Origin of the sequence: Skermanella sp. TT6, from assembly GCF_016653635.2 — a bacterium.
GTDB classification, from domain to species: domain Bacteria; phylum Pseudomonadota; class Alphaproteobacteria; order Azospirillales; family Azospirillaceae; genus Skermanella; species Skermanella cutis.
Window position 1 is genome coordinate 3,128,392 of the sequence record NZ_CP067420.1, and the last position, 26,351, is coordinate 3,154,742.

Sequence of the window (26,351 nt, forward strand, 5' to 3'; positions counted from 1 at the left end):
CTCTACCGCCCCGCGCGCCGCTCCCACGGCCGGTTCATCGACCGCCTTCGCTTCCCCCGAGGACCGGCCGGACAACCGGCTGGGAATCCTCTGCATGGTTTTGGGGATGTCGCTGTTCACGCTGAACGACGCGATGGGCAAGTGGCTGGTGGAGATCTATCCGGTGCCGATGATCCTCGCCGTCCGAAGCGCCGCGTCGCTCCTGATCCTGGCCCCGCTGATCCTCCGCGCCGGCCCGGTCCGGGTGATGCGGACGGACAAGCCGATCGCCCATCTTGTCCGGGTCGTGCTGATGATCGCCGAGGTCGCGCTGTTCTACCTGTCGGTCCGGGTGCTGCCGCTCGCCGACGTGATGACGATCTACATGGCGGCGCCGCTGTTCGTGACGGCCCTGTCCGTGCCGCTGCTGGGCGAGAAGGTCGGCGCCCGGCGCTGGTGCGCGATCGCCGTGGGATTCGCCGGGGTGCTCATGGTGCTGAGGCCGACCGGCGACATCCTGGGCTTCGGCGCGCTGGCCGCGCTGGGCGGCAGCTTCACCTTCGCCCTGATGCTGATTTCGACGCGCTCGCTGCGGGGAACCGGCGGGCTGACGCTGCTGGTGTTCCAGACGCTGGGTGTCGGGGCGGCGGGCGCCGTCGCCATGCCGTTCTACTGGACGCCGCCGACATGGCCGCACCTGGGCCTGCTCGGCGTCCTGGGCCTGGTGGCGCTGGCCGCCCATGCCCTGGTCAACCGTTCGCTGAAGATAAGCCCCGCTGCGGTGGTGGTTCCTTACCAGTACACTTCTCTGGTCTGGGCGCTGGCGCTGGGCTGGATCATCTGGGGCGACGTTCCCGACCTGTGGATCGCGGCGGGGGCGGCCCTGATCGTCGCCAGCGGCCTGTTCGTCTTCCATCGGGAACAGCAGCTCGCCGCGGCGCCGGACCTCAGCTCCGAAGCCGGCGCAGCGTCACAAGGCCGCCGGTCACCGGATCGTTGAGCCGGGCGGTATCCTCGTCCACCACGGTGATCTCCAGCCCGATCCCGAGCGCTTCGGGCAGGACCAGCACGTCGTTGCCCTCGACCGAATACTCCACCCGCTGGGTCACCCCGAAGGCGGTCATGCTGGACCGCCGGAATTCGTAGGTTCCCAGGACCAGGCCGGGAGCCATCGGCGACGACAGGGTCCAGCGCCCGAGCAGCGGGTTCGGCTCCAGGCTGGCGCAGGAGGCCGTCAGCAGCAGCCCCACGGACAGCAGGAGTTGCAGCGGGATCTTCTTCAGAGGAAATAGGGTCAATCGCGTCACCTTTCGAAACCGGCCACCGGCGCCCAGAGGACGTCGGCGATCTCCTCCGCCCCGGTGCATAGCAGGACCAACCGGTCGAACCCCAGGGCAATTCCCGCGCTCTCCGGCATGCCGAACTCCAGCGCCGCCATGAAGTCCGGGTCGATCGGATAGCGGGTGCCGTAGAGCCGCTCCTTGAGGTCCATGTCTGCCTCGAACCGGGCTCGCTGGACAGCGGCATCGGTCAGTTCCCCGAAGGCGTTCGCCAGTTCCAGGCCGCAGGCATAGAGCTCGAACCGCTCTGCGACGCGCGGATCATCGGGCCTGGGCCGGGACAGCGCCGCCATGGAAACCGGATAGTCCGTCAGGAAGGTCGGCCGTTCCATGCCGAGGTTCGGTTCGATCAGGTCAAGGGAGATACGGAAGAAGATGTCCTCCCAGCTGTCCCCGGGATGGGCGGAAATCCCGATGCGTTCCGCCTCGCGGGCCAGCATTTCCGTGTCGGGTGCCTGCGGATCGGGCGCGGTCGCGAGCAGGTCGATGCCGGCGTGGCGGTCGAAGGCGTCGGCGACGGTCAGCACCTCCCACGGGGCGAACGGATCGCAGTCCCGCCCACGCCACTCGAATCCCTCGCGCCCTCCGGTGCGGGCCGCCGCGCGGACAAGGGCGGTGCAGTCCTCCATCAGGTCGCGGTAGCCGGCCCCTGCCCTGTACCACTCCAGCATGGTGAATTCCGGGCTGTGCGTTCCCGACCGCTCGCCGTTGCGGAACACCTTGGCAAGCTGGAACAGCTTGGGCACTCCCGCCACCAGCAGCTTCTTCATGGCGAATTCGGGACTGGTGTGCAGATAGAGGGTGCGCCGGTCGTCCGGGTTGGGGCCGACAAGCTCGGTCGAGAACGCGATCAGGTGGGGCTCCAGGCCCGGCGACACCTGGAGGGCCGGAGTTTCGACTTCGATGAAGCCTTGCCCTTCGAACCAGGTCCGCAGCCTGGAGGCGATAAGCGCCCTGCCTTCCAGGAACGGACGCCGCCGGGCGAAACTGTCGGGATGCCACCATTCCATCGCAGTGCTCTTCCATTCTCGGCCACCGATGACTCAGATAGCCTCGGATATGGGGGAGCGACAGAGGGATTCGCCGGGTCGGCGGTCCGGAGCCGCCGGGGGCCGCCATGAAAAAGGGCGGCCCAAGCGGGCCGCCCAAGGCGATTGCATCGATACGATTATATTGATCGACCGGATCAGAAGTCCATGTCGCCCATGCCGCCGCCGGGCATGCCGGCCGGGGGAGCCTTCTTCTCCGGCTTGTCGGCCACCATCGCCTCGGTGGTGATCAGCAGGCCGGCGACCGAAGCGGCGTCCTGCAGCGCGGTGCGGACGACCTTGGTCGGGTCGATCACGCCGAACTGGAACATGTCGCCGTACTGGTTGGTCTGGGCGTCGTAGCCGAAGCTGGTGTCGGTCTGCTCGATCAGCTTGCCGACCACGATCGAGCCGTCGACGCCGGCGTTCACCGCGATCTGGCGCGCCGGAGCCTGCAAGGCGCGGCGGATGATCTCGACGCCGACCCGCTGGTCGTCGTTGGCCGGCTTGATCGCGTCGAGCGCCTTGGTGGCGTAGAGCAGGGCCACGCCGCCGCCGGCGACGATGCCTTCCTCGACCGCGGCGCGGGTCGCGTGCATCGCGTCGTCGACGCGGTCCTTGCGCTCCTTCACCTCGACCTCGGTGGCGCCGCCGACGCGGATCACCGCGACGCCGCCGGCCAGCTTGGCCAGCCGCTCCTGCAGCTTCTCGCGGTCGTAGTCGCTGGTGGTCTCCTCGATCTGCTGGCGGATCTGGGTGCAGCGGGCGTTGATGTCGTCCTTCGACCCGGCGCCGTCGACGATCGTGGTGTTCTCCTTGGTGATGACGACGCGCTTGGCGGTACCCAGCATGTCGATCGTCACGTTCTCCAGCTTGATGCCGAGGTCTTCGCTGATGACCTGGCCGCCGGTCAGGATGGCCATGTCCTCCAGCATCGCCTTGCGGCGGTCACCGAAGCCCGGGGCCTTGACCGCGGCGATCTTCAGGCCGCCGCGCAGCTTGTTGACCACCAGGGTGGCCAGCGCCTCGCCCTCGACGTCCTCGGCGACGATCACCAGCGGACGGCTGCTCTGGACGACGGCCTCGAGGACCGGCAGAAGGGCCTGGAGGCCGGAGAGCTTCTTCTCGTGCAGGAGAATGAAGGGGTTCTCCAGCTCCGCCTGCATCTTGTCCGCGTTGGTGACGAAGTAGGGGCTGAGATAGCCGCGGTCGAACTGCATGCCCTCGACCACTTCCAGCTCGGTCTCCAGCGACTTCGCCTCCTCGACGGTGATGACGCCCTCGTTGCCGACCTTCTCCATGGCGCGGGCGATCATCTCGCCGATCTCGCGTTCGCCGTTGGCCGAGATCGTGCCGACCTGGGCGATCTCCGCGTTGGTGTTGATCTTCTTGGAGGAGGACTTGACGGCGTTGACCACGGCTTCCACCGCCAGGTCGATGCCGCGCTTCAGGTCCATCGGGTTCATGCCGGCCGCGACCGACTTCACGCCCTCGCGCACGATCGCCTGCGCCAGCACGGTCGCGGTGGTGGTGCCGTCGCCCGCCAGGTCGTTGGTCTTGCTGGCGACCTCGCGCACCATCTGCGCGCCCATGTTCTCGAACTTGTCGGACAGCTCGATGTCCTTGGCGACCGTCACGCCGTCCTTGGTGATGCGCGGTGCGCCGAAGCTCTTCTCCAGCACCACGTTGCGGCCCTTCGGGCCCAGCGTCACCTTGACGGCATCGGCCAGAATGTCGACGCCGCGCAGCATCTTGTTGCGCGCGTCGATGCTGAACTTGACTTCCTTGGCAGCCATGTTCGTAAACCCTGATTGGAAATGTTGAGGCTGGAAACTTCAGGTCCGGATCGGACGGCGCCGGTCAGGCGGCCTTGGCGGCGGCGGCAGGCGTCCCGTCGAGCACGCCCAGCAGGTCCGATTCCTTCATGATCAGGTAGTCGACGCCGTCGATCTTGACCTCGGTGCCGGACCACTTGCCGAACAGCACGCGGTCGCCGGCCTTGACGTCGAGTGCATGGACCTTGCCGGACTCGTCGCGGGCTCCGGGACCGACGGCGATCACTTCGCCTTCCTGCGGCTTCTCCTTGGCCGTGTCCGGGATGATGATGCCGCCGGCGGTCTTGCTTTCCTGCTCCACCCGGCGAACCACCACGCGGTCATGCAGAGGACGGAACTTCATCGCGGAATCTCCTCCAAATCCAGAACCGGGCCGGTCTGGCCGGCCCACAAAACATGGGATCAATGGACCCCGGCCGAGCGTGCGCGGCACACGCTGTTAGCACTCTCGCCCGAGAAGTGCCAACTAGCTAATTGAAGCCGGAATCCGTTTCAAGAGGGTTTTTGCGGATTTTTTCAACGCCGCCGCACAGGCTGGCAGCAGCCCTGGTGATCGGCTGCTAACTTACTGATTAGAAAGGATGATTTTGCTTGTCAGGCAAATTGCCCAACGGCACACTCGGACGAAGATCAAGATGTCGGGAGTTCCACCGGTCGCAACCACGGAGGAGATCTGCATGGCAAGTTTGAGTCTTCAGCTGCGTGACTATCGCCTGACCGTCGCCGAGATCCTGTACCACATGCCGGACCATCCCGGGCTCCTGCAGAGCTACATCTGGCAGGACCTGGACCTAGCCCCCCGCTACCCCGTGCTGCGCAAGTTCCTGACCTTCTGGGAACGCGAACTGGATGGCAAGCTGCACTCCGTGAAGGTCGCGTCCAACTCCATCATCACGCCGAGCGAATGCCGCTTCGTCGATGGGGAGTTGAAGCTGCACTGAGCACCCGACGCGCCGCCGCGCCGGCCATCGGCGCGGCGGCCGATCCGGGACGCGCCGGCAGGACCGAAATCGCGTCGCAAGTCCCGAAAGAGCTATTTATCTCGGCGGCTGAGCATTGACAGCGGGACGCGGGCACAGCAACCTCCCCAGACCATGTTAATGATCTACGGCACGTGCGTCGCGCTGTCGGGTCTAGGCGTCCTGTTGCGGGGGCCCTCCGGCAGCGGCAAGTCCGATCTGGCACTGCGCCTGATCGACGGCGGTGCGCGCCTGGTCGCCGATGACCAGATCGAGCTGACCCTGGATGCGGCGGGCCGCGTGATGGCCCGGGCTCCGAAACCGCTTGCCGGGCTGCTGGAAGTCCGGGGCATCGGCATCCTGCCGGTCGACGCCGTTCGCGCTTCCCCGGTCGGGCTCGTCGTCGACCTCGCGGCCGACGACCGGATCGAGCGCCTGCCGGAAGTCGAGACCTGCCTGCTGCTCGACCGTCCGATTCGCCGTGTCACCCTCGCTCCCTTTCACGCCTCGACGCCGGCCAAGGTGAGGCTCGCCGCGGCACGCCTCAGGGCGGGCGCCCTCGAGCCTGTGCCGGACCTCCCATGACGACTCCAGTTCCCGAGGGAGGGATCGCCGGCGATCTCTCCCAAGATCCGGCCCGGGCCCCCTCCCCGGACGCGACAAGGCCCCGCACCGTCGCCATCGTCACCGGCATGTCGGGGGCCGGCCTCTCCACCGCGCTGAAATGCCTCGAGGATCTCGGCTACGAGGCGGTGGACAATCTGCCGATGAACATGGTCGACGCGCTTGTCGAACAGGGCGACCTGCTGTCCCGGCCCGTGGCCATCACGGTCGATGCCCGAACGCGGCACTTCAGTTCCGACGCGCTGATGGCGCGGATCGAGGCTCTGGCCGCGCGCCCGGACCTGGCGGTGCGGCTGATCTTCCTGGAATGCGCCGACGAGATCCTGCAGCGACGCTACACCGAGACGCGGCGGCGTCATCCGCTCGCCGTGGACCGCCCGGTAGCCGACGGCATCCTCCGCGAACGGACCCTGCTTGCCCCGCTGAAGGAGCGGGCGGACGTCACGATCGACACGTCCCTGCTGTCGATCCATGACCTGCGCCGCATCCTGGCCGGACACTTCAAGCTGAGCGCCGAGCCGACTCTCCATGTTTTCGTCACGTCGTTCTCGTTCCGGCAGGGCGTTCCGCGCGAAGCCGACCTGGTCTTCGATGTACGATTCTTAACCAATCCCCATTACGATCCGCGCCTGCGGCCCCTGACCGGACTGGACGCACCGGTCGCCGCGAGGGTGGCGGAGGATCCCGACTTCGAAGCCTTCTTCAGGCATCTGACCGACCTGTTGCAGCCGCTCCTGCCGCGCTACAACCAGGAAGGAAAGAGCTACCTGACGATCGCGATCGGCTGCACCGGCGGCCGGCATCGGTCGGTCTTCGTGGCGAAGTCACTGGCCGAATGGCTCGGCGGCCAGGGTTACAAGGTAGGGCTTACCCATCGCGACCTTGAACGGAGCGGCACCCGGCAGGGATGACGCTGAAATGACAAGCCGGCGCTCAGATCGGTTGGATAGAAGGAAGTTCGATGATCGGAATGGTTCTTGTAACGCACGGGCGTCTCGCGACCGAATTCATCGCGGCACTCGAGCACGTCGTGGGAGAGCAGGAGCAGGTCGCCGCGGTCTGCATCGGTCCCGATGACGACATGGAGCAGCGCCGGCTCGACATCCTGAACAGCGTCGCGGAGGTGGACGACGGCAGCGGCGTCGTCCTGCTGACGGACATGTTCGGCGGCACACCCAGCAACCTCGCCATCAGCGTGATGGACAAGGCCAAGGTCGAGGTCATCGCCGGGGTCAACCTGCCCATGCTGATCAAGCTCGCCAGCGTCCGGCGTTCCGAGAAGCTGGCGGATGCGGTGCTCGCCGCCCGCGACGCCGGACAGAAATACATCAACGTCGCATCGACGCTGCTGTCCGATAATTGAGCCCAAGGACTGGAAAATGTCGGCATCCGGCACTGAGAATGCCTCCGGCGGCAAGGCCCCGGACGCCTGCGACACCGTAACCATCTGCAACCAGCGCGGCCTGCATGCGCGGGCGGCGGCCAAGTTCGTCAAGCTGGCGGCCCTGTACGACGCGGAAGTCGAGGTCGAACGGAACGACATGATCGTGTCCGGCCAGTCGATCATGGGCCTGATGATGCTTGCGGCCAGCCAGGGCTGCACCGTCACCCTGCGCGCCTATGGGAACCAGGCGGAACCGGCGGTCACGGCGCTGGTGGACCTGATCGGGCGCAAGTTCGATGAAGACTGACAGGAACTCCTCCAAGCCGCCGGAGCCGCCGGACAACAGGATCCCCGGAACCTCCCCCGTCGGGCATGCGTCGCCCGAACGCATGCTGCGCGGACTGGGCGTCTCCTCCGGCATCGCCGTCGGCCCCGCCTACGTGGTCGACAGCGGAACGCTCCAGGTGCCCGAGTACCAGATCGCCGAGGACCAGGTCGAGGCGGAGCGGGCTCGATTCGTAGAAGCCACGGGCAAGGCTTGCCGGCAGATCCGCAAGCTGAAGGAGAAGGCGTCGCTCCTGCCGGAGTCGGCGGCGGAGGATGTGGGGTTCCTGCTCGACGCCCATCTGGCCATGCTGTCCAATTCCCGGCTGACGCGCGGCGTGGAGCGCCGGATACTGCAGGACCGGATCAACGCTGAAGGGGCCGTCCAGGCGGAGATCGCCGCCTTGGCGCACAGCTTCGCGGAGATGAACGACACCTATATCTCGGCGCGCATCGCCGACGTGCGCGAAGTGGGCGCCCGGCTGATCCGGGTGCTGATGCAGCGCAAGTTCCAGGCGTTCTCCCAGGTGCCCGAAGGCAGCATCATCATCGCGGAGGAACTGACTCCCGCCGACACCGCCCTGATGGACCCGCGCCGGATCGGCGGCTTCGCCACAGTCCTGGGCGGCGCCGAAGGCCACACGGCGATCATGGCGCGGTCGCTGGGGCTGCCCGCGGTGCTGGGCGTCGCGGGACTGATGCATGGGGTGCGCACCGGCGACCGGGTGGTGGTGGACGGCATCTCCGGCCGGGTCTTCGTCAATCCGGGTTCGGCGACCCTGAACGGCTTCCAGTCGCGCCAGCAGGACCTGGCCCGCGAACGGGAGGCGTTGAAGCGCCTGCGCGACCTGCCGGCGGTGACCCGCGACGGCACGTCGATCGTGCTGAACGCGAACATCGAGATGCCGCGCGACGTCGAGGGCGCGATGGACTGCGGCGCCGCCGGCGTCGGCCTGCTGCGGACCGAGTTCCTCTACATGAACCGGGACGACCTGCCCGACGAGGAGGAGCAGTACGAGAGCCTGAAGGGCATCGTCGAGGGCATGCAGGGCCGCACCGTGACCGCACGCACCCTGGACGTCGGGGGAGAGAAGCTGGCGACCTCGCTGGGCGGCCACTTCGCGGACTGCGCCAACCCGGCGCTGGGGCTGCGTGCCATCCGGCTGTCCCTGCGCGAGCCGAAGCTGCTGGAGACCCAGCTCGCGGCGATGCTGCGGGCGGGCGCCCACGGCCCGATCCGCATCCTGCTGCCGATGATCTGCACCGTCTCGGAGGTGCGGAAGGTCCGCGAGATCCTGATCCGCGTCGCCAACCGGCTGAAGCGGCGCGGCGTGCGCATCGCCGATCCGCTGCCGCCGCTCGGCGTGATGATCGAGATCCCGGGCGCCGCCCTGTCGGCCGACGCGCTGGCGACGACCTGCGACTTCTTTGCGATCGGGACCAACGACCTGACCCAATACACCTTGGCGATCGACCGCGGCGACGAGCAGGTGGCCCACCTCTACGATCCGCTCCACCCGGCGGTGCTGCGCCTGATCCAGTTCTCGACCGAAGCGGCGCTGCGGGCGCGCATTCCCGTCAGCGTGTGCGGCGAAATCGCGGGCGATCCGCGCTATGCCGCATTGCTCCTGGGCTTCGGCATCCGGGAACTCTCGATGTCGCCCGGATCGCTGCTCGCGGTGAAACGCCGGATCCGGGCGCTTGACCTTGTAGAGGCGACCCGCCGGGCGCGCGTCATCATGGAGCAGAGCGACGCGGGCCGGATCGCGATCCTGCTCGACGATTTCAACGCGCTGGCATGACCGGCGGGGCGCGGAACAGGGTCACCCCTGCTCCGCCGTCCTGGACGCGCCGATCCTCCGGGTAACGCCGACCAACGCCGTCAGCAGCAGGAGCGCGCACCCGGCGGCCAGGATGAGGCCGGTGGCCTCGACTCCGTCGGACAAATGAAGCCCAACGGTCGCCAGGAAGACCAAGTCGGCCAGGAAAGCGATTCCCAGCAGGACTTGCAGGGCCGTCCCTATCGTGCGAGCCGGAGCGACCGGCTTTTCCGGCTGGTGTTTCGGCTGCTTCATGGCATCGGCTCCCACATAGGCCACGGGAATCATCGCTGGATCGAGATGCGGCGATCAAGGCGATTCGGCCGCCCTCAACGATCCCGCAACTGCGAAGATTAGCCGTTGGTTATATTCCTTTCGGCTTGCCGGTCCAGAAATTTCTTCATGCACTTCGATCCGCTATCGAAACGGCACCCGCGCCGCCCTGAATCCTTCACATGCGGCAGGCCGCCGCAACTTTGTACGGCGCACCCTTGCCCCACATTGTTGCAGACATAAAGATATCTTTATGCTTGCCCGCAAGGGCGGCTCTTGATAAACCCTGCGCAGTCACCCGTACCGCAGTTACCGCAAGGAGTTTTCCAGATGGCCGTCGCCAGTGGTTTCACTGATTACAAGGTCAAGGACATCGAGCTCGCCGGCTGGGGCCGCAAGGAAATCGCGATCGCCGAGACCGAGATGCCCGGCCTGATGGCTCTGCGCGAGGAATTCGGGAATTCCAAGCCGCTCAAGGGCGCGCGGATCGTCGGCTGCCTGCACATGACGATCCAGACCGCCGTCCTGATCGAGACGCTGACCCACCTGGGCGCGACCGTCCGCTGGTCGTCGTGCAACATCTTCTCGACCCAGGACCAGGCCGCGGCCGCCATCGCCGCCGCCGGCATCCCCGTGTTCGCCTGGAAGGGCGAGACGGAGGAGGAGTTCTGGTGGTGCATCGAACAGACCCTGCGCGGTCCCGACGGCTGGACGCCGAACATGATCCTGGACGATGGCGGCGACGTCACCCAGATCATGCACGAGAAGTATCCGGAGATGCTGGACGACGTCCGCGGGCTGTCGGAAGAGACGACCACCGGGGTCCACCGCCTGTACGACATGGTCAAGGCCGGCACGCTGAAGGTGCCCGCGATCAACGTCAATGACAGCGTCACCAAGTCGAAGTTCGACAACCTGTATGGCTGCCGCGAGAGCCTGGTGGACGGCATCAAGCGCGCCACCGACGTGATGATGGCAGGCAAGGTTGCGGTGGTCTGCGGCTACGGCGACGTGGGCAAGGGCTCGGCCGCCTCGCTGCGCAGCCAGGGCGCCCGCGTCCTGGTCACCGAGATCGATCCGATCAACGCGCTCCAGGCCGCCATGGAAGGCTATCAGGTCACCACCATGGACGACGCCGCCCCGGTGGGCGACATCTTCGTGACGGCGACGGGCAACGTGGACGTGATCACACAGGATCACATGCGCCAGATGAAGGACCGGGCGATCGTCTGCAACATCGGCCACTTCGACAGCGAGATCCAGATCGACTCCTTGCGCAACTACACCTGGGAAGAGGTGAAGCCGCAGGTGGACGAGGTGGTGTTCCCGGACGGCAAGCGGCTGATCGTCCTGGCCAAGGGCCGGCTGGTCAATCTCGGCTGCGCCACCGGCCACCCCAGCTTCGTGATGTCCGCCAGCTTCACCAACCAGGTGCTGGCGCAACTCGAGCTGTGGCAGAACCACGCCAAGTACGAGCGCAAGGTGTATGTGCTGCCCAAGCACCTGGACGAAAAGGTCGCCCGCCTGCACCTCGGCAAGATCGGCGTGAAGCTGACCGAGCTGACCGAGAAGCAGTCGGCCTATATCGGCGTCCCGGCCGCCGGCCCGTACAAGCCCGACCACTACCGGTACTGATACGGTCAGGGCCGGCCCGGAATTCCGGGCCGGCCCTTTGGGTTCATGACGGCTACGGAGTGCTCATGGCACCCGTTGCGCGGCACTGCCGCCGGTCAGATCCACTGCCCGCCGTCGACGGCCTGGAGATCTTGCAGGCCGGCTAGGTCGACATAGCCCGACAACTCGTCGGCGATCGCATCGACATCGACCGTCCGCAGGACCTCAATGCCGTCCCGCAGCGTGTCCACCCAGGCATCCGGCAAGGGCTCGCCGGTTTGGACATGGTCGGCCAGGGCGGTGAAGTCGAGGCCCCGGGTCTCGGTCACCACATAGTCGATCAGCGAGGCCAGCGAGTCCATGCCGGACGCCCCGGCCACCTCGCTGCCCGGGACGGGCACCGCGGTATCCGGATCGATCAGGTCGAGCTTCACGTTCTCGCTCCCGATCTCCACGGTCTGAACCACGGGAGACGCCAGCCCGCCTCCCGAGAACGTCACCGCATAGGTTCCGGGCTGGGCCGCGATCTCGTAGCCGCCGGCCGTGCCGGTGAGATCCGTCAGGGTTATCGGCTCGGCCGATCCCATCAGCGTCGCGCTGACATTGATCCCGCCCCTTCCCTCTCCCGGGGTGTAGAAATCGTTGCCGTCCAGGTCGTCATAGGCGACGCCAGTCAGGAACAGGTCGTCGCCGGTCTTTCCGAAGTTCTCGGCGACCATCAGGGTGTCGTAGCCCTGGAACTCACCGGTGATGGTGGCGGTGCCGATCTCGCGGAAATCATCCTGAAGGATGTTCTCGCGATGACCGGGGCTCAGGAACAGCGCATCGTTCTGCCGGCCCACCGACTCGACCGGATCCTCGGCCTGTCCGATGGTGCCCCGCCATGAAATATTCTCGCCCCAACGCCAGTTGCCGGTGAACTCGTAGCCGGCGTCCGCCATGCGCATGCCGGGACTGCTGCCATCGACGCCCGTGTGCGAGAACACGTCCTTCTCCAGCATCCACTCCGCGTGCCCGCGCGCCGCTTCGGTCAACTCCGGATCGAAGGTGAGCGGCTGCTTAGGCGCCGTGCTGATCTGTCCTTCGGAAAGACCCTGGTTGATGTCGATGCCCAGGCGCGCGGCTTCCGCGGTCGGATCCAGTCGTGCCCGGTTGATCAATTCGATCAGGTATTGATCGAGCGCGGTTGGCTCGGTCATCTCGTCACCTCAAATAAACATCCTCTGAGGGGGACAAATAGACCGGCGAATATGGAAAGTACCGTTACAATTATGAGCCACTGTCCGGACCCAATTTCCCCGGCCAGCGCACTGCCGGGCCGGCTTACGATCTATCTTGCTGATTATTACTACAGATCTGCGCAGTGTTTCTTATGACGTTCGTCGGAGCGGAGCGCCGAGACCCTGCTTTAACGCTCCGGACACGCTGTCGGCGTCGGCCTTCGGCCGCGACCGACCTACGATAAATCTATCGAAGCCGCTGTGCCGAGCCACCAGCGGACGCGCCGGTCATACGATCCAGACAGGCCAGCAGAGCCGACCGGAACGGCGTGATGCTTTTGTAGCGGGCGGTATCGTCAGGCAAGGCGCGGACCGCGGAGGCCAACCGGGCCGCTTCCAGCGGTCGGTCGGCAAGAGCGCCTATCGGACGCTGATGGGTCCTGATCGTGAAGAGGACGGCGCCGGTCCGCGGCAGCCGCCGCAAAGTCTGCCGCTCGACGCGCAGGAAGACGCGTGCCCCGGCATTCTCCGCGGTGATACTCGGGTCTGTGTCGCGCCGGCCGTGCCCCACCGGCTGGAACAGCGTCGAATCATCCGTCAGCGACCAGTTCAGCCGCCAGACCGGACGGTCCGGCGTCAGCAGCCCGAGGAAACGGTCGACCGGCCTGCCCAGGCGCTCGGCATAGGCCGGTACCGGAGCATGGATGCCTACCATGGGCAGGCCCAGCTTGTCGGCAAGCCTCCAGCGGTTCGGGAAGCACAGGACACCCGCGGTCAGGCGGAGTTCGCCGTCCACTTCCTGTAGGATGCAGAGATCCTCCTGGACCAAGCGTCCGGCGATCTCCAGCGGATCGGCCACCTCGCCCTCGACCGGCCAGCGGTCGCCGGTGACGTGGTTCAGCAGTTCCGGGCCGGTTCGCCGGAAATGTTCGGGAAACCTCTCCGGCAGGAATCCGGCCAGCTGGTCCAGAACCTCGCGGCAGGCCTCGGCCGCCTCCGGCCGCATCGCCAGGACGTCGTCGCGCCGCTCGGCCAGGAGACGGTCGCGCAGGGCGATCTCCGAGGCATAGTTGCCGTCGATCTCGATCCAGTCCGCCGGCTTCAGGGCCATCAGGCCCATCGCCATGCGGAACGGCCCCTCGGCGAACGGCAGGTAGTCGGGAACGCTTTCCGCGGTCATTCGGCGCGCGCGGGCTCCTTGGAGGCGGCCTCGTCGGGGATCTGGTGCTTCATGATCACCGGCATCTGAAGCCCGCTGAACACCAGGGTGAGCGGCAGGATCCCGAACACCTTGAAATTGACCCAGGCATCGGTCGTCATGGTTCGCCACACCACTTCGTTGAGCACGGCCAGCACGACGAAGAAACAGGCCCAGCGGACCGTCAGGATGCGCCAGCCCTCCTCGCTCAGGTTCAGCACCGTCCCGAGCAGCGGTTTCATGACGTTGCGGCGGAGCGCCAGGCTGGTGAACAGCACAGTCGCGAACAGAAGGTTGACCACCGTGGGCTTCAGCTTGATGAACAGGTCATCGTCGAGCCATAGGGTCAGGCCGCCGAACAGCAGCACGAAGAAGCAGCCGACCAGGGGCATGATCGGCAGCTTGCGCTCGAGATGCCAGGACAGCAGCACGGCCACGGCCGTGGCCGCCATGAAGGCGCCCGTGCCGACCATGATGCCGGCCTTGGAATTGGTCACGAAGAAGACCGCAAGCGGCCCCGCTTCGATCAGAAGTCTGGTCAGTTGGTTCACGTTTCCTACATAGCGGCGGCGCGTCGGCTCTCAAAGAGAAAACAGCGTGCCGGCGGCGATCGACGCCCGGCGCACTCAAGCGCGCCGGGCGTCCTCCTCCGTTACATCCGGCCCCGTTCGCCGCGCGGACCGTCACCATGGTCATGTCCGTGTCCATGCCGGTGACGCGGACCGTGGCCGAATTCGCCGAAGCCGCCCGGCCCGTGGCGCATCATGCGCTCCATCATCTCGTCGGCGGTCTTCTTCTGCTCGTCGGAGAAGCCGGCGTAGAGCTGGTCGAGCGCGGGGCGGATCTGGCGGACCTGCTCAAGCCGGGCCGTCATCATCTCCTCCATGCGCTGGGCGCGTTCCGGCAGGGTCGCGGGGCGGGTGAAGGCCTCGGGGTTCTCGCAGCGCTGCTTCATCGGTCCTTCGCTGTTCTTGACCGCCTGGGCGAAGTTGTCCCAGGCCGCGCGCTGGGCGTCGGTGATCTTCAGGCGGGTCTCCGCGAAGGCCAGCATGCCGGCGACGCGGGCGTCCAGGTTCTCGCACATCCGCTCGAAGCGCGGGCCCGGGCCGCCGGGACCGCCTTCGGGACCGCCCTGGGCGAAGACCGGGACGGCTGCCGCGAGCATGGTGCCGAGCACGGCGGTTGCCAAAACGGTACGCTTCATCTTGTATCTCCATTCGTCCTGCGAAGCGGATCGCCGCTTCGATGACCTGAAGATGGGGCTCGACCTTTGCCGTTTGATGTCTCCGGCAGGGGCATTTGGTAACGCTGTGTAACCGGCGGGGCCGCTGTAACGATCCGTTACAACAATTACCTTACCCCTTCGACCAGCCCTGAACGAAGATGCCGGCCATGGACAAGCAGCCCCACCTCCTCGTGGTCGACGACGACCGGGAAATCCGCACCCTGATCTCCCAGTTCCTCACCAGGCACGGTTACCGCGTGTCGAGCGCCCGCGACGGTGCGGAGATGATGCAGGTGCTGGAGACCTCCCGGATCGACCTGATCGTCCTCGACCTCATGATGCCCGGCGAGGACGGGCTGGCACTGTGCCGTCGCCTGCGCGCCCAGCCCGGGCCGGCGGGCGCCATCCCCATCATCATGCTGACCGCCATGGGCGAGGAGACGGACCGGATCGTCGGCCTGGAGATGGGAGCCGACGACTATCTGGCCAAGCCCTTCAATCCGCGCGAACTGCTGGCCCGCGCCAAGGCGGTGCTGCGACGCTCCACCGGGCTTCCGGTCGGACCCTCGGCGGAACCCGGCGGTCGCGGCCTGACCTTCGAAGGCTGGCGGCTCGACGTCGCGAAGCGGGAGCTTTGGTCGCCCGACGACGTGCTGGTCCAGCTCAGCGCCGGCGAGTTCGACCTGCTGGTCGCCTTCGCCGAACATCCCCAGCGGGTGCTTAACCGCGACCAGCTGCTCGACCTCGCGCGCGGGCGCACCGCCATGCCGTTCGACCGCAGCGTCGACGTCCAGGTCAGCCGGCTCCGCCGCAAGATCGAGCCGGACCCGAAGGAGCCCACCCTGATCAAGACGGTGCGTAGCGGTGGCTACATCTTCACCCCGGCCGTCGCGAAGGCCTGACATGTGGGAGCGGTTCAAGCGGCGGTTCCTTCCGGCGGGGATCGCGGTCCGGCTCGGCCTGACGGTGCTGATGGCGCTGGCGCTGACCCAGGCGGTCAGCGCGCTGGTGTATGTGACCGACCGCGGCGAAGGCCATCCGCGCCATGGCCCGCGGGAGATGGTCGAGCGGGTGGCGGCGATCGTCCGGCTGGCCGACGAGACCCCTCCCCAGTTCCGGCCGCGGGTGGTGCGTGCGGTGGACGCGCCCGGCCTCGAGGTGGAGTGGCGGCCCAAGGCGCCGGAAATCCGCCGGAACCAGGTCGGCTTTCCCCTGGACGGGTTTCGCCGGAGGCTGCGCAGCGCGCTGGAGGACCCGACCCGGGAAATCCTGATCGAGGTGCGGAACGGACCGCCCAGCCCGGGCCCCCTGGCGCCGATCGAGGCGCGGCTGTTCGGCAACGTGATGCAGATGGCGCTTCCCCTGTCGGACGGCACCTGGCTGGTGTTCCGGTCCGACCCCGACCGGGACGGCCCGTTCCGGCTGATCCGCTTCGGGCTGTGGATGGGGCTCGTCGGGCTGGTCATCTTCGGCCTGTCCCTGTGGGCCGGACGCCGGCTGAGCGCGCCGCTGAAGCGGTTCGCCGAGGCGGCCCAGCGGCTGGGCGTCGACGGCGAGGCGCCGCTGCTGCCCGAGGCCGGGCCGCGCGAGCTGCGGCAGGCGACCCGCGCCTTCAACCAGATGCAGACGCGCCTGCACCGGTTCGTCGAGGACCGGACCCAGATGCTGGCCGCGATCAGCCACGACCTGCGCACGCCGCTGACCCGGCTGAGGCTGCGCGCCGAGTTCGTCGAGGACCCGGAGCAGCAGCGGAAGATGCTGGCGGACCTGGAGGAGATGGAGGCGATGATCGCTTCCACCCTAGCGTTCGCCCGCGACGACGCCCGGAAGGAGCCGCGTGTTCCGATCGACCTCGCGGCGCTGCTCCAGAGCCTTGTCGACGACCTCGGGGATGCCGGAAACACGGTCGAGTATTCGGGGCCGGAGCACAAGACAATCGCCTGCCGCCCAGTGGCGCTGCGACGCGCGATCGGCAACCTGATCGACAATGCCCTCAAATATGGGGGCTGCGCCCGGGTGGCGCTGTTGGACGGCCGGGAGGACGGGCACGTCGCGATCCGCATAGACGACGACGGGCCGGGCATCCCGGAGGGGGAGCAGGAGAAGGTCTTCGCCCCCTTCTACCGGCTGGAACGGTCGCGCAGCCGCGATACCGGCGGCACGGGACTGGGCCTTTCCGTCGCGCGGACGATCGCCCGGGCCCATGGCGGCGACGTCACGCTCCGCAACCGGCCCGGTGGCGGCCTGAGCGCCCTCCTGCTGCTGGCCGAGGCGTAATCCCTCCGGCGCCGACGCAGCCCGGAAGCGGCGCTACCGCTTTCTTTCGGGCGAGGTGATGCTGGTCACAGGGCATGCGCCCACGCTGCGGCAGGCTGGATCCAGTTGATCCATGAGGCTCTTCCATGACGATGAGGTTGGGTACCGTTTCCCTTCTGGCCGGCTGCATCCTGGTGTCGGCCTGCACGCTTAACCATGCCGAGCGCCGCGCCGCCACGGGCGGTGCGCTGGGGGCGGGCGCGGGTGCCGCGGGAGGATACCTGTTCGGCTATGATCCCCTCGGCGGCGCCCTGGTCGGCGGTGCCGGCGGCGCCCTTCTGGGTGCGCTGACCACGCCCGACGGCGGGCGGGAGGTCCATCACCATCACCACCACGGCAAGAAGAAGAAATGGCGCCGCTACGACGACTGACGCCGCCGATTAGAGCCGTGCCCGATCAGGTCGATCCGCCCGAGACAGCTGATCCAATGCGTTGCGCCATGGGCGCAACCTACGATCGTCGGCCCGCATCGCCTCCGACCTGCATCGAGCCGTAGGTTGCGCCCATGGCGCAACGCGGTGCGGCGAGTGGAACGGCCGGCTGCGAGGACCGGAGCGGCTCAACCAGATCGGGTTCCGCTCTAGCCGGCGGACCGCCGCGCCACCTGGCCTATGGCATAGGCGGCGGCGTTGATCGTCAGGGTCAGCGCCAGCAGCAGGATACCGAGCCCCAGGGCCAGGGCCAGGTCGCCGCGTCCGGTCTCCAGCGTGATCGCGGTGGTCATGGTGCGGGTGACGCCGGCAATGTTGCCGCCGACGATCAGCACGGCGCCGACCTCGGCGCTGGCCCGGCCGAAGCCGGCGAGCACGCCCGTCATCAGGCTGAAGCGCGCGTCCCACAGCAGCGTCGGGATCGCACGCCGGCGCGTCGAACCGAGGGAGCGCAACTGCTCCTCGTACTCGCCCCACATGTCTTCGACCACTTGCCGGGTGATCGAGATGACGATGGGGGTCACCAGGACCGTCTGCGCGATGACCATGGCGGCGGGCGTGAACAGCAGGCCCAGCCCACCGAGCGGGCCGGAGCGCGAGAGCATCAGGTATACCAGCAGCCCGGCCACCACGGGCGGGAGCCCCATCAGGGCATTGAACAGGACGATGACGAGACCCCGGCCTGGAAAGCGGGCGATGCCGAGCATCGCGCCCAGCGGCAGGCCGATGACCATGGCGATCCCCACGGCCGTCAGGGTGACGCGGAGCGACAGCAGCACGATCTGGGCCAGCCGGTCGTCGAAGCCCAGGATGAGGCCTGCGGCGGCGGCGAAGGCGTCGATCACGTCCTGCATCATGATAGCCTTGGGGGTTGCCGGCGGGACGGCATGGTAGCCGCCTCCCCGGCCCGCGACAACTCCCTGTACCCTTCACGGGTCGAATGGTCAGCGGTATCATAGCGCCGTTGACTGATCGGGCCGATCCGCCGGGAGCAACCTTTTGCCCCCTGTGTCACGAACACCTGGGGGGGACGCGTGCCCCGGCGGCAGGCCGCGGCTGAGGCCCAGTGGGGAGTCAGCGCCAAGCGAGCGCCAGTACAGGGGTGGATCCAGGCTGCGGCGGCCCATTTGGATGGGAGCCCTTGAATGAGTGAGATGTTCGACTGGTATGTCGGCATCGACTGGGCGAGCGAGGTTCATCAGGTCTGCCTGGTCGATGATCGTGGCGTGGTACGCGGGGAGCGCGCGGTGCGCCACAGTGGCGAGGAACTGGCCGGTCTGGCGGCTTGGCTGATCGAGACCACGGGCGCCGCTCCGGAACGCATCGGCATTGGCATCGAACTGCCCCACGGTCCGGTCGTGGAGAGCCTGATGGAACGCGGCTTCGCGGTGCACGCCATCAATCCCAAGCAACTCGACCGCTTCCGGGACCGATTTTCAGTTTCCGGAGCCAAGGACGACCGGCGCGATGCCCGGGTGTTGGGCGACAGCCTGCGCACCGATACCCGCTGCTTCCGGCGCCTGAGGCGGGATGAGCCCAGAATGATCGAACTGCGCGAACGGCTGCGCATGACCGAGGAGTGTAAGCACGAGCGCGTTCGCCTGACCAATCGGATGCGCGAGCAGCTCTGGCGCTATTACCCGCAGATTCTGGACCTATCCGACGATCTGTCGGCGGCATGGTTGCTGGATCTTTGGGCGCTGGCGCCAACGCCGGCCAAGGCGCGCCGGGTGCGCGAGAGCACGATCGCCAAGCTGCTGAGGAAGCATCGGATTCGCCGGCTCGACGCCGCCGAAGTGGTGCGACGCCTGCGTCGTCCGGCGCTGACGGTGGCGTCCGGCACGGTCGAGGCGGCGAGCGCCCATGTCGGCGCTTTGCGCGACCGGCTGCGCCTCGTCAACCGCCAGATCTCGGCGGCCGAGCGGCGGGTCGACCAGATCCTGACCGAGTTGGCGGCCTCTCCAGAGGAACCGGAGGCGGTGCCGGGGCAGCCGCCACAGCAGAGCGACGTGACGATCCTGCGCTCCTTGCCGGGGGTTGGGAGGATCGTCTGCGCCACTCTGCTGGTCGAGGCCGGCGAGCCCCTGAAGGCGGGTGACCATCAAGCCCTGCGGGCGCTGGCCGGCGTGGCGCCGGTGACCCGGCGTAGTGGCAAGAGTTGCATCGTGCTGATGCGTCAGGCCTGTTGCCAGCGTCTGCGCGACGCAGTCTATCATTGGAGCCGTGTCGCGGTCCAATGCGACGCCACCTGCAAGGTGCGCTATCAAGCCCTGCGCAAAGCCGGCCACAGTCATGGCCGGGCGTTGCGCACGGTCGGCGACCGGCTGCTGGAAACCGCTTGCGCCATGTTGCGTGGCCGCGGCTTGTACGACCCGCAACGCGCCGGGCGGACACGCCAAGCCGCCTGAAGCAAGCCTCTGAAACTGGGCGGAGGTGATACTGTCCCTTACATCCGATGGAGGCGGCGCTTCCGGCGGAACGGCACGAGTCAAGCCCGTGCCGCCATCGGCGGTGACCCGCAGGGTCAGGCTTGACGCGTGTCGGGCCGTCGGGAACCATAATCATCGGACGTAAGGGGCACCCCCAGACACTACTCGGATCATTGACAAGCGGTGGGGAGTCCCCCCCGCCCGACCGGGCGGCCCGCGTGGCGATTGACCGGCGCGCCCAAGTTCCCTAGGGTCGCCGCTCCCAAACTACATCCCGAACGGTGAAGTACGATGTCTGGCGAACAGGAACTGGCATTGCAGGCCAAGGCGTGGCCCTTCGAAGAAGCGCGCAAGCTGATCGCGCGCTGCAAGGGAAAGACGCCGGCCAAAGGCTATGTCCTGTTCGAGACCGGCTACGGGCCGTCGGGCCTGCCCCATATCGGCACCTTCGGCGAGGTTGCGCGCACCACCATGGTGCGCCGCGCATTCCAGCTCATGGCGCCCGACATGCCGACCCGCCTGTTCGCCTTTTCCGACGACATGGACGGGCTGCGCAAGGTCCCGGACAACATCCCGAACCAGGAGATGGTGCGCGAGCACCTGGGCAAGCCGCTGACCAAGGTGCCCGATCCGTTCGGCAAGTTCGAGAGCTTCGGCCACCATAACAACGCCATGCTGCGGGGTTTCCTCGACAGCTTCGGGTTCGAGTACGAGTTCCAGTCCGCGACGGACTGGTACGGTTCGGGCCGGTTCGACGACGCGCTGCTGACGGTGCTGCGCAACTACGACGCCGTCATGAAGGTGATGCTGCCGTCGCTGCGCGAGGAGCGCGCTGCGACCTACAGCCCGTTCCTGCCGGTCTCCCCGACCACGGGCCGCGTTCTCCAGGTGCCGATCCTGGAGCATGACGTCGATGCCGGCACCATCGTGTTCGAGGACGAAGACGGCAGGAAGAAGGAATCCCCGGTCACCGGCGGTCATTGCAAGCTGCAATGGAAGCCTGACTGGGGCATGCGCTGGCACGCGCTGGGCGTCGACTACGAGATGTCCGGCAAGGACCTCATCCCGTCGGTCGAGCTGGCCGGGAAGATCTGCCGCATCCTGGGCAGCCAGCCTCCGGAGGGCTTCAATTACGAATTGTTCCTGGACGACAAGGGCCAGAAGATCTCCAAGTCCAAGGGCAACGGCCTGTCGGTCGAGGAGTGGCTGCGCTACGCCCCGCCGGAAAGCCTGTCGCTTTACATGTTCCAGAAGCCCCGCGTCGCGAAGCGCCTCTATTTCGACGTGATCCCCCGGGCGGTGGACGAGTACCTGGCCTTCGTCTCCAAGTTCCCGCAGGAGGAGCCGGCGCGCAAGCTGGAGAACCCGGCGTGGCACATCCATGGCGGCCACCCGCCGGAAGCGCGCAGCGACCTGAGCTACAACATCCTGCTGAACCTGGCCGGCGTCGCCAACGCGGAGAGCAAGGACGTGATGTGGGGCTTCATCACCCGCTACGCGCCCGAGGCAAACCCCGAGAGCGCGCCGTTCCTGGACCGGCTGGTGCAGTACGCCGTCAACTACTACCAGGATTTCGTCAAGCCGACCAAGCGGTACCGCGCGCCGACCGACCAGGAGCGCGCCGCGATGCAGGAACTGCTGGACGAACTGGGCCGGCTGCCGGAAGGCGCCAAGGCGGAAGAGATCCAGTTCCAGGTCTACGAAATCGGCAAGCGCCACGGCTTCGCCGACCTGAAGAGCTGGTTCCAGGCGCTCTACGAGGTTCTGCTGGGGCAGACCACGGGTCCGCGCATGGGCAGCTTCATCGAGTTGTACGGCATCGGCAACACGCGCGACCTGATCGCCCAGGCGCTGGAGCGGCGGATCGAGCCCCAGCCCGCGGACTGACGGTCCCTGGGGTCGAGGACGGGGTGAAGGGCGGGTCTCGGTCGGCCCTTCACATCCGCGGGGGCTGGCCCACATAAGTATTCTACCCTTATGATGGGCCTGTTGCCACGGCATCCCCCCGTTCCGGAGTCTTGTATGAGCACCCTCGCCGTAACCGACGACATCTTCTTCAACCGCGCCGGGCTCGACCGGTCACGCACCGAATCGATCGTGTCGGAAGCATTGGCGGGTGCCGACGACGGCGAACTCTTCCTGGAATACAGCCAGTCCGAAAGCCTGGCCTGGGACGACGGCAAGCTGAAGAGCGCCAGCTTCGACACCAGCCAAGGTTTCGGCCTCCGCGCGATCTCCGGCGAGTCGACCGGCTACGCCCATGCCTCCACCCTGTCGGAAGACGCCATCCGCCGCGCGGCCGAGACCGTCAAGGCGGTCCATGCCGGCCACAGCGGTACCATGGCCGAGCCGCCGACCGGCACCAACCGGGCTCTCTACGAGGCGATCAACCCGCTCGCCCTGGTCGATTTCGAGACCAAGGTCAAGCTGCTGTCGGACATCGACGCCTATGCGCGCGGCCGTGACCCGCGGGTCCGGCAAGTTTCGGCCTCGATCGGCGGCGAGTGGCAGGCGGTCCAGATCATCCGGGCCGACGGGCTGCGCGTCTCCGACGTCCGCCCGCTGGTCCGCCTGAACATCTCGGTCGTGGTCGCCGACGGCGACCGCATGGAGAGCGGCGGCCACGGGGCCGGCGGCCGGACCAGCTACGAAGCCTATCTGGATCCTGCCGCATGGCAGGGCCAGGTTGACGAGGCGCTCCGGCAGGCCCTGGTCAACCTGGGCTCGATCGCGGCGCCGGCTGGCGAGATGACGGTCGTGCTCGGCAACGGCTGGCCCGGCATCCTGCTGCACGAGGCGATCGGCCATGGCCTGGAAGGCGACTTCAACCGCAAGAAGACTTCGGCGTTCGCCGGCCTGCTGGGCCAGCGGATCGCGGCTCCGGGCGTGACCGTCGTCGACGACGGCACCATCGAGGGGCGGCGCGGGTCGCTCACGGTCGATGACGAGGGCACGCCGAGCCAGTCCACCACCCTGATCGAGGACGGCATCCTGGTAGGTTTCATGCAGGACCGCATGAACGCCCGCCTGATGGGCGTCAAGCCGACCGGCAACGGCCGCCGCCAGAGCTTCGGCCATCACCCGATGCCCCGGATGACCAATACGGTGATGCGGTCCGGCGACAGGACGCCGGAGGAGATCATCCGCTCGGTCAAGAAGGGGCTCTACGCCGTGAACTTCGGCGGCGGTCAGGTGGACATCACCTCGGGCAAGTTCGTCTTCTCCGCCTCGGAAGCCTACCTGATCGAGGACGGCAAGGTCGGCCCCGCCGTGAAGGGCGCCACCCTGATCGGCAACGGCGCCGACGCGCTGACCAAGGTCAGCATGATCGGCAACGACATGGCGCTGGATCCGGGGATCGGCACCTGCGGCAAGGAAGGCCAGGGCGTGCCCGTCGGCGTCGGCCAGCCCACCCTGCGGATCGACGGCCTTACGGTCGGCGGCACCGCGGCCGCCTGATCCCGAAACCTCGCCGGCCGCATCGCTCCCGCAAGGGACGCGGTGCGGCGGCGGGGACATCGCCCCTCAGGCCGCTGTCGCCTGCGGCGGTTCCGCGTTCTTGATCATTCTGTCCACCAGTTCCCGAGTGCTCCCGGTGGCCCCGCAGGTCGGGCACTCCACCGAGATGCTGTGACGCGGAGCGGTGAAGTCATGGCCGTTCGGACAGGTGATGCGGAAGCTGCTTTTTTCGCGTGCAACGATCTTCATGACGTCACCCCCTTCGGGCCGGATACTGGTTGCCTGTCATCATACCGTCACGCGCTCATGGCGCGGTGCGGCATGTTCTCACAGAGTAGCATGCTGCGCTGCCGCATCGACGGCGCGAAGCGGGAACCGGGGACGCGGACGGCTACTCCCTTCCCGTCAGCCGGACGGGCGAACGGCCGGTTCACGAAATCTGCATGAAAATGAAATCCGGTGCTGGACAGGCTCCGGAATTTTTCCTACAAGCACGCCCCGACGGCGACGCTTCAGGCCACGCCGGACAGGATGCCCAGGTAGCTCAGTTGGTAGAGCAGGGGACTGAAAATCCCCGTGTCGGCGGTTCAAATCCGTCCCTGGGCACCACCTCCCTACCGACAATCCCGCAGGAATTCGAAGACGCTCTCGATCGCAGCGCTCGTCATGTACTTGCGTCCCGTTTCGGTGGGGTGAATGTCGCTTTCGGCAAGCACTTCGTAGGCTGGACGGAGACGGTCGATCCGGTCCGTCAGGCGCGTCAATCGATCCTCTATCTCACTGAGCCCGGCCCGCAGTTCATCCGGATGCCGTTCCACCACGGCAGCCAAGTCGAACACATCACGGACCTTGAAGGTGGATGGCCTGTAAAGCATCTTCTTCACGGCCGTTTCCCATGGCGTATCGATGTTCAAGATCCTGCCGCGGAATTCCCATGACTCGATAGCCCGATCCGTGCGGCTACCGCTGATGATGAAGTCGATTTCACCGCGGTCCAGAACCAGCTTGAGATAGTTTCCTGGGTACTCGAACTTGCGGCCATCAAGAAGCTGTTTGGTGGCAGGATTGCGATTGGGCGACAAGTCCCGAATGATGTCGGCACTGCCGACGAAGGCGTTGATGTCGTAACTGTAGCGGTGGCCATAATGGACTGCCAGTGACGTTCCTCCACCAAAAACTTCACTCAGGAATCACGGGCAGAGTATCAAAGAGTCGGATCGTCGAAGTCAGCAGGTCTTGCCAGGCTGAGGTCGGCCATTTCCTTGATCCAGGGAAGGTTTCGTCCATGCGTTACTCTCCAGGTGCGAGACGCGCGATAGAGCTGCTCGAAATCGACGACATTGGCAAGCACGAGATCATGGATGGCTTCGATCGAAACCTCGTCGAAAAAGGCTTCGATATGGGGAAACCAGGCTGGGTCGGGATGCGAAGTGCTGAGGCAATGTAACAGTCCCGGGGCATCCAGATGGCGAGGGCGCGGCGCGTTGAGCGTGATCGTGTCCCCAGACGTGGTGTAGGATTGGCGTCACCAATCATCCTGGTTCCCAGCAGTCTGGCCGGGTTGCTCATGCCCCTGCGGCGGGCAGCATGATGGGGCTATCATCGCCGAGTGGAGCGATAGTTTCCAGTGTCATGTAGCGGGCGCGCTGGACGGCCCATTCATCGTTCTGCTCCAGGAGAATAGCGCCGATGAGGCGAGTAATGGCGTCCTCGTTCGGAAAGATGCCGACAACGTCGGTCCGGCGCTTGATCTCGCCATTCAGGCGCTCGATCGGGTTTGTCGAGTGTATCTTGACCCGATGTTCCTTTGGGAACGTCATGTAGGCCAGCACGTCGGTTTCCGCCTCGTCCAGGAGGGCTGCCAGCTTGGGAACTTTGGCGCGGATCTGATCGGCGACTTGGCGCCACTGGACTTTGGCGGCCTCGGCGGTGTCCTGGGCGAAGGCGGTCGCGATGAACGCGGCGAAGAGGCGCTTGCCCTGCTTGCCAGCATGCGCCATGGCGTTGCGCATAAAATGCACCCGGCAGCGCTGCCATGTCGCCTGGAACACGCGCTGGACAGCGGCCTTGATGCCTTCATGGGTGTCGGAAATCACCAGCTTGACGCCGGCGAGACCGCGACGCTTGAGCTTGCGCAGGAATTCGAGCCAGAAGGTCTCGGCCTCCGATGCGCCGATGTCCATGCCCAGCACCTCGCGCCGGCCATCGGTGTTGACCGCCACCGCGACGGTCACGGCGACAGACACGATGCGTCCCTGCTGGCGCACCTTGACGTAGGTCGCATCGATCCAGAGGTAAGGCCAGTCGCCTTCGATCGGACGGTTCAGGAACGTCTTGACCCGGTCGTCGATCTCTTCGCACAGGCGGCTGACCTGGCTCTTGGAGATGCCGCTCGTGCCCATGGCTTTGACCAGATCGTCCACCCCGCGGGTCGAAACGCCCTGGATGTAGGCCTCCTGGATCACCGCCGTCAGCGCCTTCTCGGCCATCCGGCGCGGCTCCAGAAATCCTGGAAAATAGCTGCCCTTGCGCAGCTTGGGGATGCGCAGTTCCACCGTGCCGGCTCTGGTTTCCCAGTCGCGATCCCGGTAGCCATTGCGCTGTGCGAGGCGGTCAGCCGAGCGCTCACCGTGACCGGCGCCGGTCACCGCCTGAACCTCCATCTCCATCAGCCGCTGGGCGGCAAAGCCGATCATCTCCCGCAGCACATCCGCATCAGTGCCCTTTTCAAGCATCGAGCGAAGCGTCATCATCTCGTCGGTCATCGTGGTCACCTTGGATCAGGTATGTGTTGTGGTGACCAGACTTTACCCGAGAACCACGATGACCGCCCGTTCCGGGGCAGGCCCTCCGGTCGGCTACGCCTCCCTGCGGGCCTGCCCCGGAACGGGCG

General features: G+C 66.7%; 28 protein-coding genes and 1 tRNA gene. 16 read left to right on the forward strand and 13 right to left on the reverse strand.

The window, feature by feature from the left end:
- Positions 1–94: 94 nt before the first annotated feature.
- A complete protein-coding gene (locus IGS68_RS14765; RefSeq protein ID WP_201070254.1) occupies positions 95–979 on the forward strand; it encodes a DMT family transporter in 885 nt (294 codons plus the stop codon).
- Here the strand turns inward: IGS68_RS14765 and IGS68_RS14770 are convergent.
- The 4 genes from IGS68_RS14770 to groES all read right to left on the reverse strand — a co-directional run bounded on the left by IGS68_RS14770 (position 927) and on the right by groES (position 4,525).
- Positions 927–1,277, reverse strand: a complete 351-nt coding sequence (locus tag IGS68_RS14770; protein ID WP_201070257.1) for a hypothetical protein — start codon at positions 1,275–1,277, stop codon at positions 927–929. The two genes, IGS68_RS14765 and IGS68_RS14770, sit on opposite strands and share 53 nt — an antisense overlap.
- Positions 1,278–1,282: 5 nt before the next feature.
- Positions 1,283–2,329: an EF-P lysine aminoacylase EpmA gene (gene epmA / locus IGS68_RS14775; RefSeq protein ID WP_201070260.1), complete on the reverse strand. Its 1,047-nt coding sequence runs from the start codon at positions 2,327–2,329 to the stop codon at positions 1,283–1,285.
- A gap of 176 nt (positions 2,330–2,505) precedes the next feature.
- Positions 2,506–4,143: a chaperonin GroEL gene (gene groL, locus IGS68_RS14780; protein ID WP_201070263.1), complete on the reverse strand. Its 1,638-nt coding sequence runs from the start codon at positions 4,141–4,143 to the stop codon at positions 2,506–2,508.
- A 64-nt stretch (positions 4,144–4,207) separates the two neighbouring features.
- Complete coding sequence (gene groES, locus IGS68_RS14785; protein WP_201070266.1) at positions 4,208–4,525, reverse strand: co-chaperone GroES; 318 nt, start codon at positions 4,523–4,525, stop codon at positions 4,208–4,210.
- Positions 4,526–4,859: 334 nt separating this feature from the next.
- Here groES and IGS68_RS14790 point away from each other — a divergent pair, with 334 nt between their 5' ends.
- The 6 genes from IGS68_RS14790 to ptsP all read left to right on the forward strand — a co-directional run bounded on the left by IGS68_RS14790 (position 4,860) and on the right by ptsP (position 9,275).
- On the forward strand, positions 4,860–5,123 hold the full coding sequence (locus IGS68_RS14790; protein ID WP_201070279.1) for an usg protein: 264 nt from the start codon (positions 4,860–4,862) through the stop codon (positions 5,121–5,123).
- Between the two features lie 159 nt (positions 5,124–5,282).
- The gene (locus tag IGS68_RS14795) at positions 5,283–5,726 is read left to right on the forward strand and encodes an HPr kinase/phosphorylase (protein ID WP_371821771.1); all 444 of its coding nucleotides are present in this window, start codon (positions 5,283–5,285) and stop codon (positions 5,724–5,726) included.
- Positions 5,723–6,676, forward strand: coding sequence for an RNase adapter RapZ (gene rapZ, locus IGS68_RS14800; RefSeq protein WP_201070284.1), 954 nt, complete (start codon positions 5,723–5,725; stop codon positions 6,674–6,676). The genes IGS68_RS14795 and rapZ overlap by 4 nt, the downstream gene beginning before the upstream one ends.
- A gap of 50 nt (positions 6,677–6,726) precedes the next feature.
- Positions 6,727–7,128: a PTS sugar transporter subunit IIA gene (locus tag IGS68_RS14805; RefSeq protein WP_201070286.1), complete on the forward strand. Its 402-nt coding sequence runs from the start codon at positions 6,727–6,729 to the stop codon at positions 7,126–7,128.
- A gap of 16 nt (positions 7,129–7,144) precedes the next feature.
- Entirely contained in the window at positions 7,145–7,456 is a 312-nt protein-coding gene (locus tag IGS68_RS14810; RefSeq protein WP_201070288.1) for an HPr family phosphocarrier protein, read from the forward strand.
- Positions 7,446–9,275 carry a phosphoenolpyruvate--protein phosphotransferase gene (gene ptsP, locus IGS68_RS14815; protein WP_201070292.1) on the forward strand — a complete coding sequence of 610 codons (1,830 nt, stop codon included), beginning with the start codon at positions 7,446–7,448 and terminating at the stop codon, positions 9,273–9,275. Before IGS68_RS14810 ends, ptsP begins: the two co-directional genes overlap by 11 nt.
- Before the next feature lie 21 nt (positions 9,276–9,296).
- On the opposite strand, the gene IGS68_RS14820 is transcribed toward ptsP, so the two are convergent.
- Positions 9,297–9,548, reverse strand: a complete 252-nt coding sequence (locus IGS68_RS14820) for a hypothetical protein (protein WP_201070294.1) — start codon at positions 9,546–9,548, stop codon at positions 9,297–9,299.
- Between the two features lie 348 nt (positions 9,549–9,896).
- Here IGS68_RS14820 and ahcY point away from each other — a divergent pair, with 348 nt between their 5' ends.
- Complete coding sequence (gene ahcY, locus IGS68_RS14825; RefSeq protein ID WP_201070296.1) at positions 9,897–11,201, forward strand: adenosylhomocysteinase; 1,305 nt, start codon at positions 9,897–9,899, stop codon at positions 11,199–11,201.
- Between the two features lie 95 nt (positions 11,202–11,296).
- On the opposite strand, the gene IGS68_RS14830 is transcribed toward ahcY, so the two are convergent.
- The 4 genes from IGS68_RS14830 to IGS68_RS14845 form a co-directional block, all read right to left on the reverse strand.
- Positions 11,297–12,379 (reverse strand): CAP domain-containing protein, encoded by a 1,083-nt coding sequence (locus tag IGS68_RS14830; RefSeq protein WP_201070299.1) that lies wholly within the window; start codon positions 12,377–12,379, stop codon positions 11,297–11,299.
- A 268-nt stretch (positions 12,380–12,647) separates the two neighbouring features.
- Positions 12,648–13,580: a heme-dependent oxidative N-demethylase family protein gene (locus IGS68_RS14835; protein ID WP_247880856.1), complete on the reverse strand. Its 933-nt coding sequence runs from the start codon at positions 13,578–13,580 to the stop codon at positions 12,648–12,650.
- The gene (locus IGS68_RS14840; RefSeq protein ID WP_201070307.1) at positions 13,577–14,149 is read right to left on the reverse strand and encodes a septation protein A; all 573 of its coding nucleotides are present in this window, start codon (positions 14,147–14,149) and stop codon (positions 13,577–13,579) included. Before IGS68_RS14840 ends, IGS68_RS14835 begins: the two co-directional genes overlap by 4 nt.
- Positions 14,150–14,250: 101 nt before the next feature.
- Positions 14,251–14,802, reverse strand: a complete 552-nt coding sequence (locus IGS68_RS14845) for a Spy/CpxP family protein refolding chaperone (RefSeq protein ID WP_201070310.1) — start codon at positions 14,800–14,802, stop codon at positions 14,251–14,253.
- A 188-nt stretch (positions 14,803–14,990) separates the two neighbouring features.
- On the opposite strand from IGS68_RS14845, the gene IGS68_RS14850 reads away from it, so the two are divergent.
- From IGS68_RS14850 to IGS68_RS14860, 3 genes are all read left to right on the forward strand, one after another.
- A complete protein-coding gene (locus IGS68_RS14850) occupies positions 14,991–15,725 on the forward strand; it encodes a response regulator (protein WP_201070313.1) in 735 nt (244 codons plus the stop codon).
- Between the two features lies 1 nt (position 15,726).
- Entirely contained in the window at positions 15,727–17,100 is a 1,374-nt protein-coding gene (locus IGS68_RS14855; RefSeq protein ID WP_201070315.1) for an ATP-binding protein, read from the forward strand.
- Positions 17,101–17,225: 125 nt separating this feature from the next.
- Entirely contained in the window at positions 17,226–17,510 is a 285-nt protein-coding gene (locus IGS68_RS14860) for a hypothetical protein (protein WP_201070318.1), read from the forward strand.
- Between the two features lie 209 nt (positions 17,511–17,719).
- Here the strand turns inward: IGS68_RS14860 and IGS68_RS14865 are convergent, their stop codons facing one another.
- Positions 17,720–18,427 carry an ABC transporter permease gene (locus tag IGS68_RS14865; RefSeq protein ID WP_371821772.1) on the reverse strand — a complete coding sequence of 236 codons (708 nt, stop codon included), beginning with the start codon at positions 18,425–18,427 and terminating at the stop codon, positions 17,720–17,722.
- A 288-nt stretch (positions 18,428–18,715) separates the two neighbouring features.
- Between IGS68_RS14865 and IGS68_RS14870 the strand changes: the two genes are divergently transcribed.
- The 3 genes from IGS68_RS14870 (at position 18,716) to tldD (ending at position 23,458) form a co-directional block, all read left to right on the forward strand.
- Positions 18,716–19,978 (forward strand): IS110 family RNA-guided transposase, encoded by a 1,263-nt coding sequence (locus tag IGS68_RS14870; RefSeq protein WP_201070323.1) that lies wholly within the window; start codon positions 18,716–18,718, stop codon positions 19,976–19,978.
- 312 nt (positions 19,979–20,290) lie between these two features.
- Complete coding sequence (locus IGS68_RS14875) at positions 20,291–21,886, forward strand: lysine--tRNA ligase (RefSeq protein WP_201070326.1); 1,596 nt, start codon at positions 20,291–20,293, stop codon at positions 21,884–21,886.
- Positions 21,887–22,021: 135 nt separating this feature from the next.
- Positions 22,022–23,458 (forward strand): metalloprotease TldD, encoded by a 1,437-nt coding sequence (tldD, locus tag IGS68_RS14880; RefSeq protein WP_201070329.1) that lies wholly within the window; start codon positions 22,022–22,024, stop codon positions 23,456–23,458.
- Between the two features lie 66 nt (positions 23,459–23,524).
- Here tldD and IGS68_RS14885 read toward each other — a convergent pair whose 3' ends face one another.
- A complete protein-coding gene (locus IGS68_RS14885) occupies positions 23,525–23,707 on the reverse strand; it encodes a hypothetical protein (RefSeq protein WP_201070332.1) in 183 nt (60 codons plus the stop codon).
- A gap of 284 nt (positions 23,708–23,991) precedes the next feature.
- Here IGS68_RS14885 and IGS68_RS14890 point away from each other — a divergent pair.
- A tRNA-Phe gene (locus IGS68_RS14890) sits at positions 23,992–24,067 on the forward strand.
- A 5-nt stretch (positions 24,068–24,072) separates the two neighbouring features.
- On the opposite strand, the gene IGS68_RS14895 is transcribed toward IGS68_RS14890, so the two are convergent.
- Complete coding sequence (locus tag IGS68_RS14895; protein WP_201070335.1) at positions 24,073–24,540, reverse strand: hypothetical protein; 468 nt, start codon at positions 24,538–24,540, stop codon at positions 24,073–24,075.
- 203 nt (positions 24,541–24,743) lie between these two features.
- Here IGS68_RS14895 and IGS68_RS14900 point away from each other — a divergent pair, with 203 nt between their 5' ends.
- Positions 24,744–24,905 (forward strand): gluzincin family metallopeptidase, encoded by a 162-nt coding sequence (locus IGS68_RS14900; protein ID WP_201070338.1) that lies wholly within the window; start codon positions 24,744–24,746, stop codon positions 24,903–24,905.
- 118 nt (positions 24,906–25,023) lie between these two features.
- Here the strand turns inward: IGS68_RS14900 and IGS68_RS14905 are convergent, their stop codons facing one another.
- Positions 25,024–26,223, reverse strand: coding sequence for an IS256 family transposase (locus IGS68_RS14905; RefSeq protein ID WP_201070340.1), 1,200 nt, complete (start codon positions 26,221–26,223; stop codon positions 25,024–25,026).
- Positions 26,224–26,351: the final 128 nt, after the last annotated feature.